Origin of the sequence: Alienimonas californiensis (genome assembly GCF_007743815.1) — a bacterium.
GTDB classification, from domain to species: domain Bacteria; phylum Planctomycetota; class Planctomycetia; order Planctomycetales; family Planctomycetaceae; genus Alienimonas; species Alienimonas californiensis.
Map to the genome: position 1 here is coordinate 4,042,255 of NZ_CP036265.1, position 17,886 is coordinate 4,060,140.

Below are 17,886 nucleotides of genomic sequence, written 5' to 3' on the forward strand. Positions count from 1 at the left end.
GGCTCAGCGGGGGTGGGGCATCAGGCGGGCGAGGCGGTTCCGGGCCTCCGCCTCCTCTTTGGAGCCCGGGGCGAGCCGGAGCGGTTCGACGGTGAGGGGGGCGAGGTTGTGGTGCGCCCGCTGTGCGCCGTTCGTCCCGGGGGCGAGGGCGCGGTGGGCGGTGACGTGCGGGGCGTTCCGTTCGTCCAGGGAGATGTGCACCGTCACCGGGCTGCGAACCGGCAGGCCGGGGGGAAGGCCGGTGATGCGGTACTCGCCGAGGCGGTCGCAGTCCGCCGCCTCCGGGCGTTCGCCCTCGACCAGCCGCAGCCGGATACCCTCGGCGTCCGCGACGGTGGTGCCGAAGGTCATCTGCACGGCGGTCGGCAGCCGGACGCCGCGGGGCAGGACGACGTGGTTCAAGCGGCGGCCCGGCACGTTCGCGTCCTCGATCTCCACGCCGACGGAGTGGGCGCTGACCTCCTCCAGCGTGATCGCCCGCAGGCGGCGCCGGACGCGGGCCGGGACGTCCGGCGGGGGGCCGTCGCCGTTGGCCCCGGCGGTGGCCCGCAGCATCGCGGCGTAGACCGCTGCGCCCTCCGCGACCGCGGTGCGGGGGTCGGGAAACGCCTTACGGGCGGCGTGGTCCGGCGTGGCCCGCGGGCCGAACAACTCGCCCAGCATCCGCCGAACGGCCGGCATCGCCGCCGCCCCGCCGACCGGCAGGATCACGTCCAGATCCTCCGGCTCCAGCCCCGCGTTCTCCAGCAGGAACTCCGTCAGATCGCGGGTGCGGCGGAGCAGGTCCTGCGTGAGCCCCTCGAAGCGATCGCGGGTGACTTCGAACACGTCCTGCCGGCCGGCGGCGATGACCGGCACGTCGCTGACGGGCCGCTGCGAGAGCCGCAGCTTGGCCCGCTCGCACTGGCCCAGCAGCCGTTGCCGCGCGCGCCAGCGGGTGAAGGGGTTGTGGTCGTGCTTTTCGCGGAAGCGCTCCGCGACGTCCTCCGCCAGGGTTTCGGTCCAGTCGCGGCCGCCCAGATGCGGGTCGCCCTCGGCGGCGACCACGTGCAACTCGTTCCGGCGGGTGCGGACGATGGCGGCGTCGAAGGTGCCGGCGCCGAGGTCGTAAATCAGCGCGTGCCGGGTCCGGCCGACGGCCTGCCCGTCGGCGGCGGTGTCCTTCCAGAGCCAGGCGAGAGCGGCGGCGCTGGTTTCCGAGAGCGTCTCCGCCACGTTCAGCCCCGCGATCCGGCCGGCGGCCCGCACGGCGTCGCGGGGGGTGCGGGTGAAGGCGTGGGGGACCGTCATCACGACGGGGGCGTCCTCCGGCCGATTGCCGGCGGTCTCCCGGGTGAAGCCCCGCAAAAAGGCCGCCCCGAGGAGCTTCGGCGTCACCGGCCCGCCGCCCGCGGTGATCGCGGCGCCGCCGCGCTGAAAGGTGCCGCCGGAATCCTGGTACATCCGCTTGAAGCCGGCCATGGAAATCGGGCAGCCCTCGGCGTTGCCGGATTCGGGTTCGTCCCCTTCGAACTGCGTCTCGTCCGCGTCCTGATCGTCGCCGAAGGGAGTGCCGAGCGTGAGGCAGTTGGGGGAGACGTTGACCGCGGAGGCGGTGCGCAGCTCGCCGCGGGCGTTGGGTTGGACGTGCGGGGCGCCGTCCGGGCCGAAGTCGGCGAGGGAACTACTGTCCGTGCCGAAATCGATGCCGACGGGCAGGGGCCGCGGGCGCCGGGGGCCGTTCCCGCGCCGGTTGCGGCGCCGGTGCCGCTGCCGTCCGCCCCCGCCGGCGTCGTTCGCTCCGTGAGATCGGTCGGCGGGCCGTGAAGAGTCGGCTTCGGCCGTCATTCGCTTGCCTGTTCGTCCCCCCGAAACCCCGCCGACTCGTCGGTCCGCGGGGGCGCCGCCGTTCCGTGGCGGCCGGTCGAACTTAGGGGGCGCGCGCGGGGCTGTCCAACCTCCGCGGCGAGTGAAATTCGATCGCTGTCGACGGTTGCAAACCGGACCACGGGGCGTCATGGGGCCGGGGTTCCGCCGGCCCCGGGGTCAGTTCAGACCCCACTCCTTGAGCTTACGATAAAGGGTCCGTTCGCCGATCCCGAGCAGTTTGGCGGCGTCCTCCCGCTTGCCGCCGGTGACCTCCAACGCCCGCTCCGCGTAGAAGCGTTCGACCTCCGCGAGCGGCCGTCCGATCAGGTGGTCCGACCCCCCGCCGGCGCCGCGGGCCGCGACAGCGTCGTCGCCCTCTTCCGGGGCCAATCCGGCAACCTCCTCCGGCAGATCGCCGGCGTCCAGCAGGCCGTCCGTGTCGAGCACCACCATTCGCTCCACCACGTTCCGCAACTGACGAATGTTACCCGGCCACTCGTAGCTCATCAGAGCGGTGCGGGCGCGGCGGGTGAAGCCGACCACGTCCTTGCCGTACCGCTCCGTCAGATCGCGGAGGAAGTAGTCGAGCAGCAGCGGAATATCGCCCCGCCGGTCCCGCAGCGGCGGCAGGCGGATGCTGATGACGTTCAGGCGGTAGTACAGGTCCTCGCGGAACGCCTTGTCCGTCACCATCCCCAGCAGGTCGGCGTTCGTCGCGGCGAGCAGGCGGACGTTGATCGGGATCTCCGCGTTGGAGCCCAGTCGCGTGACCTTCCGGTCCTCCAGCACGCGGAGCAGTTTGACCTGGATGTCGGCGGGCATCTCGCCGACCTCGTCCAAGAACAGCGTGCCGCCGTTGGCGTACTCGAACTTGCCGATCCGTTTGCTGCTCGCCCCGGTGAAGGCGCCGGCCTCGTGGCCGAACAGCTCGCTCTCGAGGATGTCCTTCGGCAACGCGGCGACGTTCAGGGAGACGAACGGCTTGTTTTTGCGGGGGCTGTTCTGGTGCAAGGCCCGGGCGACGAGTTCCTTGCCGGTACCGCTCTCGCCGGTGATGAGGACCGTGGAATCCGTCGGGGCGACGTTCCTCAGCACCTCGATCACCTGCCGCATCGGGCCGCTGGTGCCGACGACGCCCTCGAAGCCGAAGCGCTCGTCCAACCGGCGACTCAGCTCCGCATTTTTGCGGGCCAGCCGAATCCGCTTGGCCGCCTGGGCGACCGCGGCCCGCAGCCGGGCGACGTCCAGCGGCTTGGCGAGGTAGGTGAAGGCGTCCCGCTGCATCGCGTCGACGGCGCTGTCGACCGTGCCGTAGCCGGTGACGACGATCACCTCCGCGTCCGGCAGCTCCTCCTTGGTGCGTTCGAGCACTTTCAGCCCGTCGGCGCCCTCCATCTTCAAGTCGGTGACGACCACGTCGTACACCTCGGCCGCCACCGCGGCGACGCCCGCCTTCCCGCCCGCCGCCACGGTGCACTCGCAGCCGACCGGGTCCAGGACGTCGGCGACGGTCTCCGCGTGGGCTTTGTCGTCGTCCACGATCAGCACGCGGATCGGAACGCCGGAGAGGTCGTCGTCGGGGGGAGAATCAGGCATGGTCGAACTAGGGCGTCAGGGGGCGCACACGCTAACGGGTTCGGACGTCGCTTGCGGTTTCGCGGCCCGTGAAACCGCGAGCGGCAGTCTCAGCGAGCCGTGGGGAGCGCGATCCGGAACGTGGTGCCGGACGGGCCGCTTTCGCAATGCACGCGGCCGCCGTGGGCCTCGACGATCTTTCGGACGGTCGGCAGGCCGAGCCCGCTGCCGCCGGGTTTGGTGGAGAAGAACGGGTCCCACATCGTGGCGAGGGCGTCGGCCGGCACGCCAGGGCCGTTGTCGGCGACGCTCAGTTCCACCGCCCCGCCGGCGGGGCCGACGAGGATCGGCCGGGTCGCCACCTCGATGTGCGGCAGCGGCGTGCCCTCGCCCACGAGCGCCTGCTGGGCGTTCAGCGCCAGGTTGAGCAACGCCTGCCGCATCAACCGGACGTCCAGCCGCACCGGCGGCAGGTCCGCGGCCGGCAGGAGGGTGAGCCGCACCCCAGCGGCGGCGGCGGCGGGGCGAAAGAACTCCGCGAATTCCCGCACCAGCCGGTTCAGGTCCGCCTCCTTCAGATCCGGCTCGCCGGCCCGCGCGAAGGCGAGAAAGGCGTCGAGGATCTCCGAAAGGTGCCCGCACTCCCGCTGCACGGTTCGCAGCATCCGCTTTCGCCGGGCGGTGGGACGATCGTCGGCTTCGTCCGGCTCCGTCCCCCCCAGGCTTTCCGCCAGCAGTTCGAGATTCAGCCCGATCGTGGAGAGCGGGTTCCGGATCTCGTGCGCCAGCCCCCCGGCGAGGACGGCGATGTCGTGGGGCGTGTCGTCGGACATGAATGAAGAACCCGGAAACGGGAGCGACCCGGACGCTGGGAGCGTCCGGGTCGCTAAATCACAGGGACGCCGCGGGGATCACTCGTCCTCGTCCTCGCCGTCCTCATCGTCGTCGACGAGCAGGGCCTTGCGGGACAGCTTCACGCGGCCCTGGTCGTCCACGGCGATGACCTTGACCTCGACCGTCTCGCCCACCTTGACGATGTCCGAGACGTTCTTCACGAAGCCTTCGTCCAGCTCGCTGATGTGGCAGAGGCCGTCCTTGCCGGGGGCGATCTCGATGAAGGCGCCGAAGTCCTTGATGCTGGTCACCTTGCCGTTGTAGACGCGGCCGACCTTCACGTCTTCGCCCATCGCCTCGACGCGGGCCAAGGCGGCCTCGGCGCCGGCGGCGTTGTCGCTGGCGATGACGACCGTGCCGTCGTCCTGCACGTCCAGCGTGGCGCCGGTCTCTTCCTGCAGCGCCCGGATGTTCTTCCCGCCCGGGCCGATCAGCAGACCGATCTTGGAGGGGTCGATCTTCGTGGAGAGCAGGCGCGGCGCCGTCGGGGCCAGTTCGGCCCGCGGGCGGCGGATGCCGCCGAGCATCGTGCGGAGCAGCGTGATGCGGGCTTCCTTCGCCTGGGCGAGGGCGTCCCGGATGATCGCCTCGGAGATGCCGTCGATCTTCAGGTCGAGCTGAATGCCGGTGATGCCCTTCTGGGTGCCGGCGACCTTGAAGTCCATGTCCCCGAAGTGGTCCTCGTCGCCCATGATGTCGGTCAGGAGCGTGTACTTCTTGTCGGACTCCTTCACGAGGCCGATGGAGATGCCCGCGACCGGCTGGGTGATGGGCACGCCGGCGTCCATCAGGCCCAGGGTGGCGCTGCACACGCTGGCCATCGACGACGAGCCGTTGCTCTCGAGGATGTCGCTGATGCAGCGGATCGTGTACGGGAACTTCTCCGGGTGCGGCAGGACCGGGTAGACGCTGCGTTCGGCCAGCACGCCGTGGCCGATTTCCCGGCGGCCGGGGCCGCGGATCGGGCGGGTCTCGCCGACGGAGTAGCTGGGGAAGTAGTAGTGGAGCATGAAGCGCTCGCTGTGCTCCCCGAACAGGCCGTCGACCCGCTGCTGATCGCGGGTGTTGCCCAGGGTGATGGTGCACATCGACTGCGTTTCGCCGCGGGTGAACACGGCGGAGCCGTGCACCTTCGGCAGCACGCCGACCTTCACGTCCAGGGCCCGCAGCTCGTCCGGGGCCCGGCCGTCGATCCGCTTGCCTTCCAGCAGCAGATCGCGGACGACGTCGTGCTCAAGCTGATAGAACGCCGCTTTGAACTCCGCCCGGCTGCCGCCGTTGGAGGCCTCCTCGGCGTCGCCTTCGAAGTGGTCCGCCATCAGCTCGTTGCGGAGCTCTTCGACGGCCTCGGACCGGTCCGCCTTGTCGCCGCTGGTCTTGGCCTCCTTCAGACGGTCGTAGCCGTCCTTCTTCAGGGCCTTGGCGAAGACGTTCTCGATCGGCTTGGCGAAGGCGGTTTTCTTCACGCCGAGCTTCTTGCACAGTTCGTCCTGCATCTCGCACAGCTCGACGCAGGTCTTGTGGGCGAACATGATCGCCTCGACCATTTCGTCCTCGGGGATCTGGCCGGCGAAGCCCTCGATCATCAGGACGCTGGTCTTGGACCCGCCGACGATCAGGTCGAGGTCGCTCTGAGCCATCTCCGCCTGGGTCGGGAAGAGGACCAACTCGCCGTCGACGCGGCCGACCCGCACGCTGGCGATCGGGCCGTCGAAGGGCACCGGGGCGATCATCAGCGCCGCGGAGGCGCCGAAGGAGACCAGCGGGGCCGGGTCGTTCGCGCCGTCGCTGGACAGCACGTTGGCCTGCACCTGGATCTCGTCCTTGTAGCCCTTCGGGAAGAGCGGACGGATCGGCCGGTCGGTGACGCGGGCGGTGAGGATTTCCTTGTTGGTCGGCCGACCCTCGCGCTTGAGGAAACCGCCGGCGAAGCGGCCGGCGGCGGCGAGGCGTTCGCGGTAATCGACCTGCAGCGGGAAGAAGTCGATCCCCGGCCGCGGCGCGCCCCGCTGGGCGGCGATGAACAGCACGGTATCCGCGAACTGCAGGCGGACGGCGCCGCTGGCCTGACGGGCGAGATCGCCCGTGCTCAGCGACATCTTGCGACCGCCGATCTCTCGTTCGACGGAAACGGGGGTCAGGTCCAGCGACTTCGGCTTCGACGGCATGGAGATTTCTTCTGCGTGCTTCTTCGTGACCTCGGCCCGGCCGAGGCGGTTTGGTAAGGGGCGGCGCGAACCCGTGGGCCGGGTTCGGCGTCCGCAATCAGGTGACGATCAAACGGCGATCCACGAATCCGTCCTGACGAACGACGGCGGCCGACGTCGCGGACGTCGGCGCATCGGGAATCCGGCGATCCCTCGCCGCGAGAAACGGCCGACGCTCCCGTCGGCCCGACTTCCAACAGACGAACGTCCCCGCGACGGGCGCGGGGACGCCTGCCGGAACTACTTCCGCAGGTTCAGCCGGGTCAGCAGTTCCCGATACGTGGCCGGCTTGGTCCGCTGCATGTAGCGGAGCAGGCGGCGGCGGGTCGACACCAGCGCCAGCAGCCCGCGGCGGCTGGTGTGGTCCTGCTTGTGCTCACGGAGGTGCTCCGTGAGGTTGTTGATGCGCTCCGTCAGGACCGCGATCTGCACTTCGCTGGACCCAGTGTCGGCGTCGGTGCGGCGAAAGTCGGTGATGACTTCGTCTTTACGGTCTCTCGTGATCGACATACGGGCCGGGGGCGGGGCGTCTGCAAGCGTGTTACGGGAAGCGAACGATGGTAGCGAGATGGTCTCGATCCGCAACCGAACGCGCCGGTTCGCCGTCCTCTTGAAGAGGACGGCGAACGGACCTTTCGCTCAACTCCCGCCGAACAGCGGACTCGTCACCTTCTTGACGGGGATGATCGTCGCGTCGTGGTCCTGCACCGTCTTGCGGATCACCGGGCGGGCGGCCTCGAAGTCCTTTAGCGGGTAGGTCGGCAGCACCTGGGAGACGCGGATCTCGATCTTCGTCAGCTGATCGCCCTGATCGCGGCAGACGAAGGTGATCGCCCGGCCGTTGGTGTCGCTGCTCATCCGGCCGGTGCGGCCGATGCGGTGGACGTAGTCGTCCTGGAATTCCGGGACGTCGAAGTTGACGATGTGGCTGATCCCGGAGATGTCGATCCCGCGGCCGACCACGTCGGTGGCGACGAGCATCCGGATCTTGCCCTCGCGGAAGGCCTGGAGCGTCTTCTCCCGCTTACGCTGCTGCAGGTCGCCGTGCATCATCGCGCAACTGGGCAGCTTGCGGCTGAACCGCTCGTACAGCTTCTCGGCGCCCCGTTTGGTGCGGGTGAACACGAGGCACTGCTTCGGCTTTTCCTGCTTCAAAACGTGCAGCAGGGCGCCGAACTTGCGGTCCGGGTCCACCGTGAGCACAAACTGCTCGATCATCTCCGTCGCCACAAGGGCGTCCTCGGACATGTCGACCCGCTCGGGGTTCTTCATGAACTTGGCCGCCAACTCCTCCACCTCGGGGGGCATCGTGGCGGAGAGCAGCAGCGTTTGCCGATCCTTCGGGCACTTGCGGAGGATTTTCTCGATGTCCGGGCGGAACCCGTCGTCGAGCATCCGGTCGGCTTCGTCCAGGACGGCGAAGGCAACGTTCTCCAGACCCAGCTGACCGCGGCCCATCAGGTCCATCACCCGGCCGGGGGTACCGACGACGACCTGAGCGCCGCGTTTGATAGCGTCCACCTGCGGCCCCATCGGGCGGCCGCCGACGATCACGACGGTCTTCACGCGACCGCCGGAGAGCTTCCGCATTTCCTGGCTGACCTGCTCCGCCAACTCGCGGGTCGGCGCGAGAATCAGGCCTTGAATGACGGTGCGGTCGAGGTCCAGCTTTTCGAGCATCGGCAGCGTGAACGCCGCCGTCTTGCCGGTGCCGGTGCGGGCCTGACCGCTGCAGTCGCGGCCGGAGAGGGCGATCGGCAGGAAGGTCGCCTGAATCTTGCTGGGCCGCTCGAACCCGATTTCGTCCAGCGTGGCGAGCGTCTTTTTCGACAGGCCGAGGTCAGCGAAGGTCGGGCCGCTCTCGGCGGCTTCCTTTTCGTCCTTGGACCGGCTGCGGGTCCGCTTCGCGTTCGCCGGCGTCTTCGACGAAGACGCCCTGGGGGGCGGCGAATCGTCCGCGGAGCGGCGTTTGTCGGCGGCGGGGGAGGTTTGAGCGGTGCGGCGGGCCGCGGGCCGTTTGGCCCGGGTGGTGGTGGGCATGTAGTCCGAAGTGAGATGCGGCCGGTACGGCGATCTAGGGGCCGTGGCGGCCGAAGTGGGGGCGGGGGGAAAACGGGCGCCGGGCTACTCCACCGGCTGCAATGGGGACGACGTGCGGTTGACGCAGGGTTGAAAGTGCGGTCCGCGGCGTCGTCGAACGCCCCCCGCGGGGCGCGTCAAGGGTAGGTGCCGCCCCCAACTGCGTCAATCCGCGACGCTCGCCGGCTCCGGCTTCGAGGGCTCCGCGGCGCCGTCGGCGTCGTCGTTCGGGCCGTCCAACCCAGCGTCCACGGCGTCGACGCCGGGCTGGCCGTTCATGCGGTGGCGGTCCTCCGCTTCCTGGCGGGCGGCCTCGGCGGCGTCGTCCGGATGCACCTCGCGTTCGCCCAGCAGATCGCCCATATCCTCCCGGCTGATCGATTCCCGCTCGAGCAGCAGTTGGCTGATCCGGTCCAGGTCCTCGCGGCGTTCGGAGAGGATCTGCGTCGCCCGGTCGGACGCGCCCATCAGCACGGCCCGGATTTCGTCGTCGATCTGCCGGGCCGTCTCGTCGCTGAAGTGGCGACCGGTCTGCATCTCCTTGCCGAGGAACGGGTGCGTTTCGCCCTGACGAAACGCCACCGGGCCGACCTTCTCGCTCATGCCCCAGTGGGCGACCATCTTGCGGGCCAGCTGCGTGCTGCGGTTGAGGTCGTCCTCCGCGCCGGCACTGAACTCGTCGAACACCAGTTTCTCCGCGGCCCGGCCGCCCATCGCCATGGCGAGGTGGTCCCGCATGCGGCGCTCGCCGAAGTGGTGCCGCTCCTCGTCCGGCAGCAACTGGGTGACGCCCAGCGCCCGGCCGCGGGGGATGATCGTGACCTTGTGCACCGGGTCGAGCGTCGGCAGCACCCAGGCGATCAGGGCGTGGCCGGCTTCGTGGTAGGCGGTCATGCGGCGTTCGTGGCCGGACATTACCTCTTCGCGGGTGGCGCCCATCAGGACGCGATCGCGGGCTTCCTCGAAGTCATTCATCGTCACCGCTTTCCGCTCCGCCCGGGTGGCGTGCAGGGCGGCTTCGTTGACCAAGTTCTTCAACTCCGCCCCGCTGAAGCCGATGCTGCCGGCGGCGACGTCTTCGAGGTCCACCTCGGCGGCCAGCGGCACCTTGCGGGTGTGCACCTTCAAGATGCCCACCCGGCCGGCCTTGTTGGGCTTGTCCACCTGGATGTGCCGGTCGAACCGCCCCGGGCGGAGCAGGGCCGGATCCAGCACGTCCGGCCGGTTGGTGGCGGCGATCACGATGACCGCCTCGGACGGACTGAACCCGTCCATTTCGCCGAGGATCTGGTTGAGCGTCTGCTCCCGCTCGTCGTGGCCGCCGCCCAGACCGCTGCCGCGTTCGCGGCCGACGGCGTCGATCTCGTCGACGAAGATGATGCAGGGGCTCGTTTCGCGGGCCGTCTTGAACAGGTCGCGGACGCGGCTGGCGCCGACGCCGACGAACATCTGAATGAACTCGGACCCGTTGATGCTGTAGAACGGCACCTTGGCCTCGCCGGCGGTGGCCTTCGCCAGCAGCGTTTTACCGGTGCCGGGGGAGCCCATCAGCAGCACGCCCTTGGGGATCTCCGCCCCCAGCCGGGTGAACTTCTCCGGCGCCTTGAGGAATTCGACGACCTCCATCAGTTCGCCCTTGGCCTGCTCCATGCCGGCGACGTCGTCGAAGGTGACGCGCTTGTCGTCCTCGCGGAACTCCTTGGCGCCGCTCTTGATGAAGGAGCCGATCATCCCCCCGCCGCCCATCGGGTCCGCGGAGCGTCGCAGGATGAGGATCATCACGAGCAGCGCGGCGCCCCCCATGCCGAGATACAGCAGGATATAGGTGCTGGTCTCGATCTGCGTCGGTTCGCCGTTGATCTCCACGCCGTGCTCTTCCAGCAGGGCGGTGAGGACGCTGTCGCCCAGTGCCGGCAGCGGGATCACAGTGGTGAACGTGTTCTCGAACTCGGCCTTCGGTTCGGGCCGGCGTTCCCACTCCCCGGAGATGCGTTCGCCCTTCAACGTCACCTTGGCGACGTTGTTCTCCCGCACCTCCTGGAGGAACCGGCTGTAGGAGACGGACTTGCCCGTGGCGTTACTGCGTTCGAACAGGAACAGCCCGACGCCGATCGCGATGACCACGGCGAAGAACAGCGACGCCGAGGACCGCGGCCGTCCGCCGCCGGACTCGCGGCGACCGCCGCCCTTCTTGCCGCGGCCCCGGACAGGCCCGGAGTGGCGTGGCGAATCGGACGGGTCCGGGGTCGGCAGTTTGGGGGACGGGTCGGGCATCAACCGGGCGTACGCGGGGCGGCCCGTCGCGGGGCCACGGTTGCCGAGCCGGAGTGTCGGAACGGCGGGAACGGGGAACCCTATTGCACCCCGCCGGACCCGGCAACGCGGACAAGGTCCCGCAGCGCGTCGATCACGCGTTCGGCCAGCGTTTCCACGGGGGCGTCGGTGTCCAGCCGGAGCAGGGCGGCAGAGGGCTGATCCGCGAACTCCGCCTCCGTCGGCGGCTCCGTCTCCGCGACCTGTTTCCGCCGCACCTCGACCGTCGCGTCGCTGGCGTCCCCGCCCGCCGCGGCCCGTTCGGCGATGCGACGCTCGGCGACGGCGTCGTCGCACTCGCACCAGACGAACAGGACGGACGGCGTCCGAACCTCCATCGCGGCGACCGCATCAACGACGTTCGCCCTCGTCTCGGTCCGGAGAAACGTGGCGTCGGCGACGACGTGCTGACGCCAATCGACGCAGTTCTGCACCTGCTCGCCCAGTTCGCGGTACACCCTCTCGCTCACTGCGGGCGAGTAAGCAGTCTGGGGGGCAGCCTGCTGCGGCGCAAGCTTGAGCAGGCGCTTCCGAATGACGTCGGACCGCAGGTGCGTGGCTCCGAGACGTTCCGCCACCATCGCGGCGACAGTCGACTTTCCGCTACCGCTGCAACCGCCGAACAGCAGCACGCATTCTGGCCAGCCGTGCTCCCCTGATGCGTACACCTGTCGTGCGTCCGCCATGCGGGCCAGCGCTTCCCGCAGGTCGCTCGCCTCGTTCGGCGCCTTCCCGAAAGCCCGCAGCGCCGCCACCTTTCCGCGAACCGCATGTCGGTAGGACTCATACAGCGCCAGGACCGAATCGCTGACCGGATCGTCCGTCCGCTCTCGGTACCGACGGACGATCTCCCGGCTCCACTCCGACCCGCCGCCCGGGCGGTTCTCGTCACACCGGAGCAGGTCGGTGAACAGGAACGCAATCTCGTCGGCCACGTCGATACAGCGTAGTCGGTCGGAGAACGCGATCCCGTCCAACACTCTTACGCCCTGCGGCGTGAGGTAAATGTGCTCCGCCCGGAGGTCGCCGTGTCCGTCGCGGACGTACCCCGCCGCGGCCCGCACCCGGAGTTCGGCTTCGACAGCGAGAAGATGCGATAACTGGCGGGATCGCAGCCATCTGGCGAATTGAACTGCGTTGAACCGGTCCGCCGCCTGTTCGAGAACGTCCAGATTCTCCGTCAGGTTCTGCCGGATCACCGCCGGGTCGCCCCACTTCGCGACCTCCGGGCCGCGGTCACTTCGCTCGAACAGGGGGAGCAGGTGGTCGAGAACGGCGTCGAGGTCCGCCGTCGTCGCGTCGCCGCGTTTTACCTTCGCTTCGAGGGTGTCCGCCTCGTCCAGACGGAGCATTTCGAGGACCGGCTCGCCGTCGGGCAGTTCTCGACCGCCGCGGTAGACGCCGGGGGCGAAGCGGTCGTTGACGGCGTGTTCCTTCTCCAACGCCGCCCGGCGCTGCTCCCGGGTGCGCAGGTCCACGAAGCCGAAGTCGACCGGCTTGCACTGCTTCAACACGACGCCGGACCCCGGCGGCCCGGCGAGGGCCACGCGGGAGATGTGCGTTTCCTTCAACTCCGCCGGCGCGCCGGCGAGTTTCTCGGCGAGGGCGAGGAGCGGATCGGGTGACGACATGGAACCGCGACCGTCAGGGAGCCGGCTCTGGGTGGTCGCGACCGTACGGGGCCGGCTCCCTGACGGTCGCGGTTCCAACGGAGGTTAATCCGCCAGCCCGTAGCGGACGATGCACCAGAGGGCGCTGACGCCGTCCTTCCAGCCGATCTTCTTGCCCTCCGCGTAGGTCCGGCCGCTGTAGGAGACGCTCACCTCGTAGACGCGGGCCTTGCGGCGGGCGATCTTCGCCGTCACCTCGGGCTCGAAGCCGAAGCGGTTGCTCTTCAGCGTCGGCACGATCTCCTGAATCAGCTCCCGGCGGAAGACCTTGTAGCAGGTCTCCATGTCAGTCAGGTTCAGGTCCGTGAACATGTTGCTCAGCAGGGTGAGGAACTTGTTCCCCAGACTGTGCCAGAAGTAGAGCACCCGGTGCGGGCGGTCGCCGAGGAACCGCGACCCGAACACGGCGTCGGCCCGGCCGTTGACGATCGGTTCGAGCAGCTTGGGGTACTCCGCCGGGTCGTATTCGAGGTCCGCGTCCTGCACGACGACGCAGTCGCCGGTGGCCTCCGCGAAGCCCCGCCGGACCGCCGCCCCCTTGCCCATGTTGTGCGGCTGGGCGAAGGCCCGCACGGTGTTGAACGCGTCCGCCGGGGCCGCGGCGAGCTGTTCCGTGAGCGCCCTGGAACCGTCGCGGGAGCCGTCGTCGACCAGCAAAATTTCCTTCCGCACCGGCACGTCCCGCACCCGCTGGACGAGGGCTTGGAGGGTCGCCTCCTCGTTGTAGACGGGGATGACGACCGATAGCGTGAAGCCCTCCGGGATCGCGTAGAACCCCAGTTGCCGGCAGGCGGTCGGGCCGAGGGATGCTTCGAGCCGCTCGTACCACGCCGGGCTGAACGCGGCGCCGCCGACGTCGGTGGCGCGGCGCCGCGGCGTCGCTTCGGTGGCGGTCGGGGCGGGCATTGGGCGAAGGTTAGCAGCCACCACATCCACCGTCCCGCCTAGTTTGGCATCATGTCTGACGATCCGCTCCGCATCGCCTCGAAGAGCCTGGAAAAGGCGGCTAAACCGCAAGTCATCGGCGATTCTGGGCGCCGAATTAGCCACAAGCGTCTCAGTCAAGGCCCTGCCGCGGGCGTGGACGGAATTGCGGTGGAGAACGGGCGGTTCGCCGCCACTCTGTTGCCCACACGCGGCATGGGGCTGCTGAACGCTCAAGCCTCCCACGCGAGGTTCGGCTTCGGCTGGAAATCCCCTTCCGGCTCAATGCCGGTCCATCCGTCCGTAGTGAATCTCGCCGCCCGTAGCGGCCTTGGTTGGCTGGATGGCTTCACGGAACTGCTCACCCGCTGCGGCCTCTCATGGATGGGCCCCCCGGGCAATGACCCCGGCGGCAACCCCGCCGAGAATCCGCTGACCTTACACGGCCGCATTGCCAACTCGATCGCAGACGACTGGGCGGTTCGGCAAGCCGGCCACCGGTTGACTGCGACGGGAACTGTCAGCGAACGCACGCTATTCGGGTCGAACCTCACGCTGCACGCCCGGTACGAGGCGGAGGTCGGTTCGCCGGAGCTGCACCTGACGGACACCGTCACGAACGCCGGGGACACGCCGGCGGAGATGATGCTGCTCTATCACATCAACCAGACGCCGCTGGGCTCGCGGGTGATCGTGCCCTGCGAGGAGGTGATCCCCCGCGACGCCCGGGCCGCGGCGGGCGGGGAGGACTGGGAGGGGCCGCAGAACTGGGCGACGCTCGGCCCGCCGACGCCGGGGTTCGCGGAGCAGGCCTACTTCATCAAGCCCCGCCCCGACGCCGACGGCCGCGGGCGGATGCTGATGCCGGCGGACGACGACAGTGCCGCGTTGGAGGTGCGGTTCGACGTGGACACGCTGCCGTGGTGCGTGCTGTGGAAGCAGCTCGGCGGCAAGCGGGACGGGTACGTCGTCGGCATGGAGCCGGCGACCTGCCTACCGAACCACCGCACCTTCGAACGCACCCAGGGCCGCGTGATCGTGTTGCAGCCGGACGAAATGCGGGTGATGGGGCTCACGCTGCGGTTCCTGACGGAGCCGGGCGAGGTGCGGGCCGCGGTGGAGGAGGCCGAGGCGCTGGCCGCGGAGCCGCCGACGGTGCACCCGAACCCGCTGCCGGAGTTTTGTGCGTCGGTCGCGTAACGCCGAGGCCCCGCGAGGCCTCGGCGTGACCGCGGGATTCCCCGCAGAATCCTCTTGATCCGGCCTAGCCGACTGCGCTGTCGTTCACTATTGTTCTGCTCGCGTCGCGGCCCCCGCGTGCGCGGTTCCCCATCCCGTTTCACCCCCAACCCCCGCGGTCTGCTCCCCGTGCCGTTCGTGCCTGATGGCCGAGGCGGGTGACGCGACCGCCGTCCGGCGCCGCTCCGGACACGAAAGCATTCATCTCTTATGGTCGATCGGAACCTGTTCCGCGAGTTTGACGTCGACGACGACGCGCTCGACGACGCCCTCGGCGAAGATTGGGAAATTCCCGACGAGCTGTACGTCAAAGAAGCCGTCGATCCCGAACAGATCGTCACCGGCACCGTGCTCCGCCTGAACGGCGACGAGGTGCTCATCGATATCGGTTACAAGTCCGAGGGCGTCTGCCTGATCGACGAGTGGACCGAGGAAGAGGGCTACCCTAAGCCCGGCGACCAGGTCGAAGTCCTGATGGAGGACCTCGACGAGAGCTTCGGCATCCTGCTGCTCTCCAAGCGCAAAGCGGACCGCATCCGCGAGTGGGAAGCCGTCACCAACGAGTACGGCGAAGGCGACCAGGTCAGCGGGGCGATCCTCCGCAAGATCAAGGGCGGCCTGCTGGTGGACATCGGCGTCCACGTGTTCCTGCCGGCCTCGCAGGTCGATATCCGCCGTCCGCCCAGCATCGACGCCTGGGTCGGCCGCGACATCGAGTGCATGATCCTCAAGGTCGACGAGAACCGCCGCAACATCGTCGTCTCCCGCCGGAAGCTCATCGAAGAGCGCCGGGCGAAGATGAAGGAAGAGCTGCTCGCCCGCATCACCGAGGGCGACATCGTCACCGGCGAGGTCAAGAACATCGCCGACTTCGGCGCGTTCGTGGATTTGGGCGGGATCGACGGGCTGCTTCACATCACCGACATGTCCTGGGGCCGCATCGGCCACCCGACGGACATGGTCTCGATCAACGACAAGATCGAGGTGAAGATCCTCAATATCGACCGCGAGAACGAGAAGATCGCGCTCGGGTTGAAGCAGAAGTTCCCCAGCCCGTGGGACAACATCGACGAGAAGTACCCCGTCGGCACCAAGGTCGCCGGCGAGGTGGTCAACGTGATGACCTACGGCGCCTTCGTGAAGCTGGAAGACGGGATCGAGGGGCTGGTTCACATCTCCGAGATGTCTTGGACCAAGCGGGTCAACCACCCGAACGAACTGGTCCACATCGGCGACGAAGTGGACGTGGTGGTGCTCGGCATCAACCACACGAAGCAGGAAATCAGCCTCGGGATGAAGCAGACCCAGGCCAACCCCTGGGACGACATCCTCAAGAAGTACCCGGAAGGGGCGAAGGTCTCCGGCACCGTCCGGAACCTCACCAACTACGGGGCCTTCGTGGAGCTGGAAGAGGGGATCGACGGGCTGCTGCACGTCTCCGATATGTCGTGGACGCGGAAGCTCACCCACGCCAACGAGATGCTGCAGAAGGGCGATCGCGTCACCTGCGAAGTCCTCTCCGTCGACGAGGATCGCCGCCGGATCGCACTGGGGCTCAAGCAGCTCGACGGCGATCCGTGGAACACGACCATCCCGGAGAAGTTCTCCCCGGGGTCGATCCACAGCGGCACCGTGGCGAAGATCACCAACTTCGGCGCCTTCGTCGAACTGGAGCCGGAACTGGAAGGCCTGCTGCACGTCTCCGAACTGGAGCGGGCCGGCAAGACCCCGACCGTCGGCGAGGAGCTGGACGTCCGCGTGCTGCGGGTCGATTCCAACGACCGCAAGATCGGCCTGTCCCTGAAGCTGGACGCCTCCGAGGAGGAGTTCGAGCAGCAGGTCCGCGAGGCCGAGGAGCTGTCCACGGCCCAGAAGAACGAGAACCTGAAGGGCGGCACCGAGGACGCGGGTCCGCTGTTCGCCATGCCCGGTCAGGACTAACTGCGGAACGAGGCCCGTTCCCCCTTCGCTTTGAGCGGAGGGCGAACGAATCGAACTTCACCGTGCGGCCCCGGTTTTCGAACCGGGGCCGTTTTTCGTGCGCGGACCTCCCCGGCGACCGTCATCACCGGCGCCGCCCTCAGGGGGAGCGGGGATCACGGGGCGATCCGGGCCGTCGGGTGAGGGATTCCGGCCCGGGGGGTCGATGTGTACGGAGCGGGGCGAACGCCGCCCCGGCCGTCGTCAAGGATGACGCGGCACAGTAGGTCCGACGGAGCGGAGGTTCCTCCCCGCCCCCGGTCCGCACCTTGCCCGCCCTCGCCGCTCGCCCCCGCCGCTCCTCCCTCGAATCCGGGACCCGCACCCGCGTCCCCGGCCGTCGGGTCGGGCACGTCCAGAGCCCGTTGGAAACCTACCTGCGGGAGATCAACGCGACCCCGTTGCTGAGCGCCGACGAAGAGAAGTCCCTCGCCCGTCGCATCGCCACCGGCGATATGGGCGCCCGGGACCACATGGTGCGGGCGAACCTGCGGCTGGTCGTGAACATCAGCCGGTCTTACACCAACCGCGGATTGCCGCTGCCGGACCTGATCGAGGAGGGCAACCTCGGCCTGATGCGGGCCGTCGAGGGCTTCGATCCGGACATGGGCACCCGGTTCAGCACCTATGCCAGCTACTGGATCAAGCAGTCCGTGAAGCGGGCGCTGGTCAACACGGCGAAGACCGTGCGGGTGCCGGCCTACATGGTCGAACTGTTGGGCAAGTGGCGGAAGATGTCCGCCCAGCTCTCCGACGCCCTCGGCCGCACCGCGACCCCGGAGGAGATCGCCAAGGAACTGGAGATCCCCAAGCGGAAGCTGGAGATCGTTAAAAAGGCCCTCGCCCTCTACCAGACCAGCCCGCAGAGCTCCTCGGACGACGGCGGCTGGAGCCTCGGCGAGATGCTGACGGACGACAAGACGCCCGCCCCGGAGGACGACCTCACCGAGGCCGACAGCATCGCCCGCGCCCTCGACCTGATGGACGAACTGGACGAGCGCGAAGCCACGATCCTGCGGCTGCGGTTCGGCCTCGACGGCGACGAACCCAAGACGCTCAAGGAGATCGGCGAGGTCCTCGGCCTGACCCGGGAACGCGTTCGCCAGATCGAAACCGACGCCCTCCGCCGCCTCAACCGCGGCCTCGGCGGCTGAATC

At 68.9% G+C, this 17,886-nt stretch carries 12 protein-coding genes; 3 read left to right on the top strand and 9 right to left on the bottom strand.

Annotated features, from left to right (window positions below):
• Nucleotides 1-3: 3 nt before the first annotated feature.
• The 9 genes from CA12_RS15995 to CA12_RS16035 form a co-directional block, all read right to left on the bottom strand.
• Complete coding sequence (locus tag CA12_RS15995) at nucleotides 4-1,827, bottom strand: Hsp70 family protein (RefSeq protein WP_165700802.1); 1,824 nt, start codon at nucleotides 1,825-1,827, stop codon at nucleotides 4-6.
• A gap of 198 nt (nucleotides 1,828-2,025) precedes the next feature.
• Nucleotides 2,026-3,444: a sigma-54-dependent transcriptional regulator gene (locus tag CA12_RS16000; RefSeq protein ID WP_145360029.1), complete on the bottom strand. Its 1,419-nt coding sequence runs from the start codon at nucleotides 3,442-3,444 to the stop codon at nucleotides 2,026-2,028.
• Between the two features lie 89 nt (nucleotides 3,445-3,533).
• Nucleotides 3,534-4,256 carry a sensor histidine kinase gene (locus CA12_RS16005; protein WP_145360030.1) on the bottom strand — a complete coding sequence of 241 codons (723 nt, stop codon included), beginning with the start codon at nucleotides 4,254-4,256 and terminating at the stop codon, nucleotides 3,534-3,536.
• Between the two features lie 78 nt (nucleotides 4,257-4,334).
• Nucleotides 4,335-6,485 carry a polyribonucleotide nucleotidyltransferase gene (gene pnp / locus CA12_RS16010; protein ID WP_145360031.1) on the bottom strand — a complete coding sequence of 717 codons (2,151 nt, stop codon included), beginning with the start codon at nucleotides 6,483-6,485 and terminating at the stop codon, nucleotides 4,335-4,337.
• Between the two features lie 279 nt (nucleotides 6,486-6,764).
• A complete protein-coding gene (rpsO, locus tag CA12_RS16015; RefSeq protein ID WP_145360032.1) occupies nucleotides 6,765-7,034 on the bottom strand; it encodes a 30S ribosomal protein S15 in 270 nt (89 codons plus the stop codon).
• Between the two features lie 129 nt (nucleotides 7,035-7,163).
• The gene (locus CA12_RS16020) at nucleotides 7,164-8,564 is read right to left on the bottom strand and encodes a DEAD/DEAH box helicase (RefSeq protein ID WP_145360033.1); all 1,401 of its coding nucleotides are present in this window, start codon (nucleotides 8,562-8,564) and stop codon (nucleotides 7,164-7,166) included.
• Between the two features lie 204 nt (nucleotides 8,565-8,768).
• The gene (gene ftsH, locus CA12_RS16025; protein ID WP_145360034.1) at nucleotides 8,769-10,877 is read right to left on the bottom strand and encodes an ATP-dependent zinc metalloprotease FtsH; all 2,109 of its coding nucleotides are present in this window, start codon (nucleotides 10,875-10,877) and stop codon (nucleotides 8,769-8,771) included.
• 80 nt (nucleotides 10,878-10,957) lie between these two features.
• Entirely contained in the window at nucleotides 10,958-12,547 is a 1,590-nt protein-coding gene (locus CA12_RS16030; protein ID WP_145360035.1) for an AAA family ATPase, read from the bottom strand.
• A gap of 84 nt (nucleotides 12,548-12,631) precedes the next feature.
• Entirely contained in the window at nucleotides 12,632-13,492 is an 861-nt protein-coding gene (locus CA12_RS16035) for a glycosyltransferase family 2 protein (RefSeq protein ID WP_145360036.1), read from the bottom strand.
• A gap of 51 nt (nucleotides 13,493-13,543) precedes the next feature.
• Here CA12_RS16035 and CA12_RS16040 point away from each other — a divergent pair, with 51 nt between their 5' ends.
• The 3 genes from CA12_RS16040 (at nucleotide 13,544) to CA12_RS16050 (ending at nucleotide 17,883) form a co-directional block, all read left to right on the top strand.
• Nucleotides 13,544-14,710 carry a DUF4432 family protein gene (locus tag CA12_RS16040; RefSeq protein WP_145360037.1) on the top strand — a complete coding sequence of 389 codons (1,167 nt, stop codon included), beginning with the start codon at nucleotides 13,544-13,546 and terminating at the stop codon, nucleotides 14,708-14,710.
• Between the two features lie 249 nt (nucleotides 14,711-14,959).
• On the top strand, nucleotides 14,960-16,690 hold the full coding sequence (locus tag CA12_RS16045; protein ID WP_145360038.1) for a 30S ribosomal protein S1: 1,731 nt from the start codon (nucleotides 14,960-14,962) through the stop codon (nucleotides 16,688-16,690).
• Nucleotides 16,691-16,998: 308 nt separating this feature from the next.
• Complete coding sequence (locus tag CA12_RS16050; protein ID WP_145360039.1) at nucleotides 16,999-17,883, top strand: sigma-70 family RNA polymerase sigma factor; 885 nt, start codon at nucleotides 16,999-17,001, stop codon at nucleotides 17,881-17,883.
• Nucleotides 17,884-17,886: the final 3 nt, after the last annotated feature.

Coding starts and splice junctions, on each gene's coding strand:
- CA12_RS15995 (WP_165700802.1), bottom strand. CDS start 1,827: ATGACGGCCGAAGCCGACTCTTCACGGCCCGCCGACCGATCTCACGGA.
- CA12_RS16000 (WP_145360029.1), bottom strand. CDS start 3,444: ATGCCTGATTCTCCCCCCGACGACGACCTCTCCGGCGTTCCGATCCGC.
- CA12_RS16005 (WP_145360030.1), bottom strand. CDS start 4,256: ATGTCCGACGACACGCCCCACGACATCGCCGTCCTCGCCGGGGGGCTG.
- pnp (WP_145360031.1), bottom strand. CDS start 6,485: ATGCCGTCGAAGCCGAAGTCGCTGGACCTGACCCCCGTTTCCGTCGAA.
- rpsO (WP_145360032.1), bottom strand. CDS start 7,034: ATGTCGATCACGAGAGACCGTAAAGACGAAGTCATCACCGACTTTCGC.
- CA12_RS16020 (WP_145360033.1), bottom strand. CDS start 8,564: ATGCCCACCACCACCCGGGCCAAACGGCCCGCGGCCCGCCGCACCGCT.
- ftsH (WP_145360034.1), bottom strand. CDS start 10,877: ATGCCCGACCCGTCCCCCAAACTGCCGACCCCGGACCCGTCCGATTCG.
- CA12_RS16030 (WP_145360035.1), bottom strand. CDS start 12,547: ATGTCGTCACCCGATCCGCTCCTCGCCCTCGCCGAGAAACTCGCCGGC.
- CA12_RS16035 (WP_145360036.1), bottom strand. CDS start 13,492: ATGCCCGCCCCGACCGCCACCGAAGCGACGCCGCGGCGCCGCGCCACC.
- CA12_RS16040 (WP_145360037.1), top strand. CDS start 13,544: ATGTCTGACGATCCGCTCCGCATCGCCTCGAAGAGCCTGGAAAAGGCG.
- CA12_RS16045 (WP_145360038.1), top strand. CDS start 14,960: ATGGTCGATCGGAACCTGTTCCGCGAGTTTGACGTCGACGACGACGCG.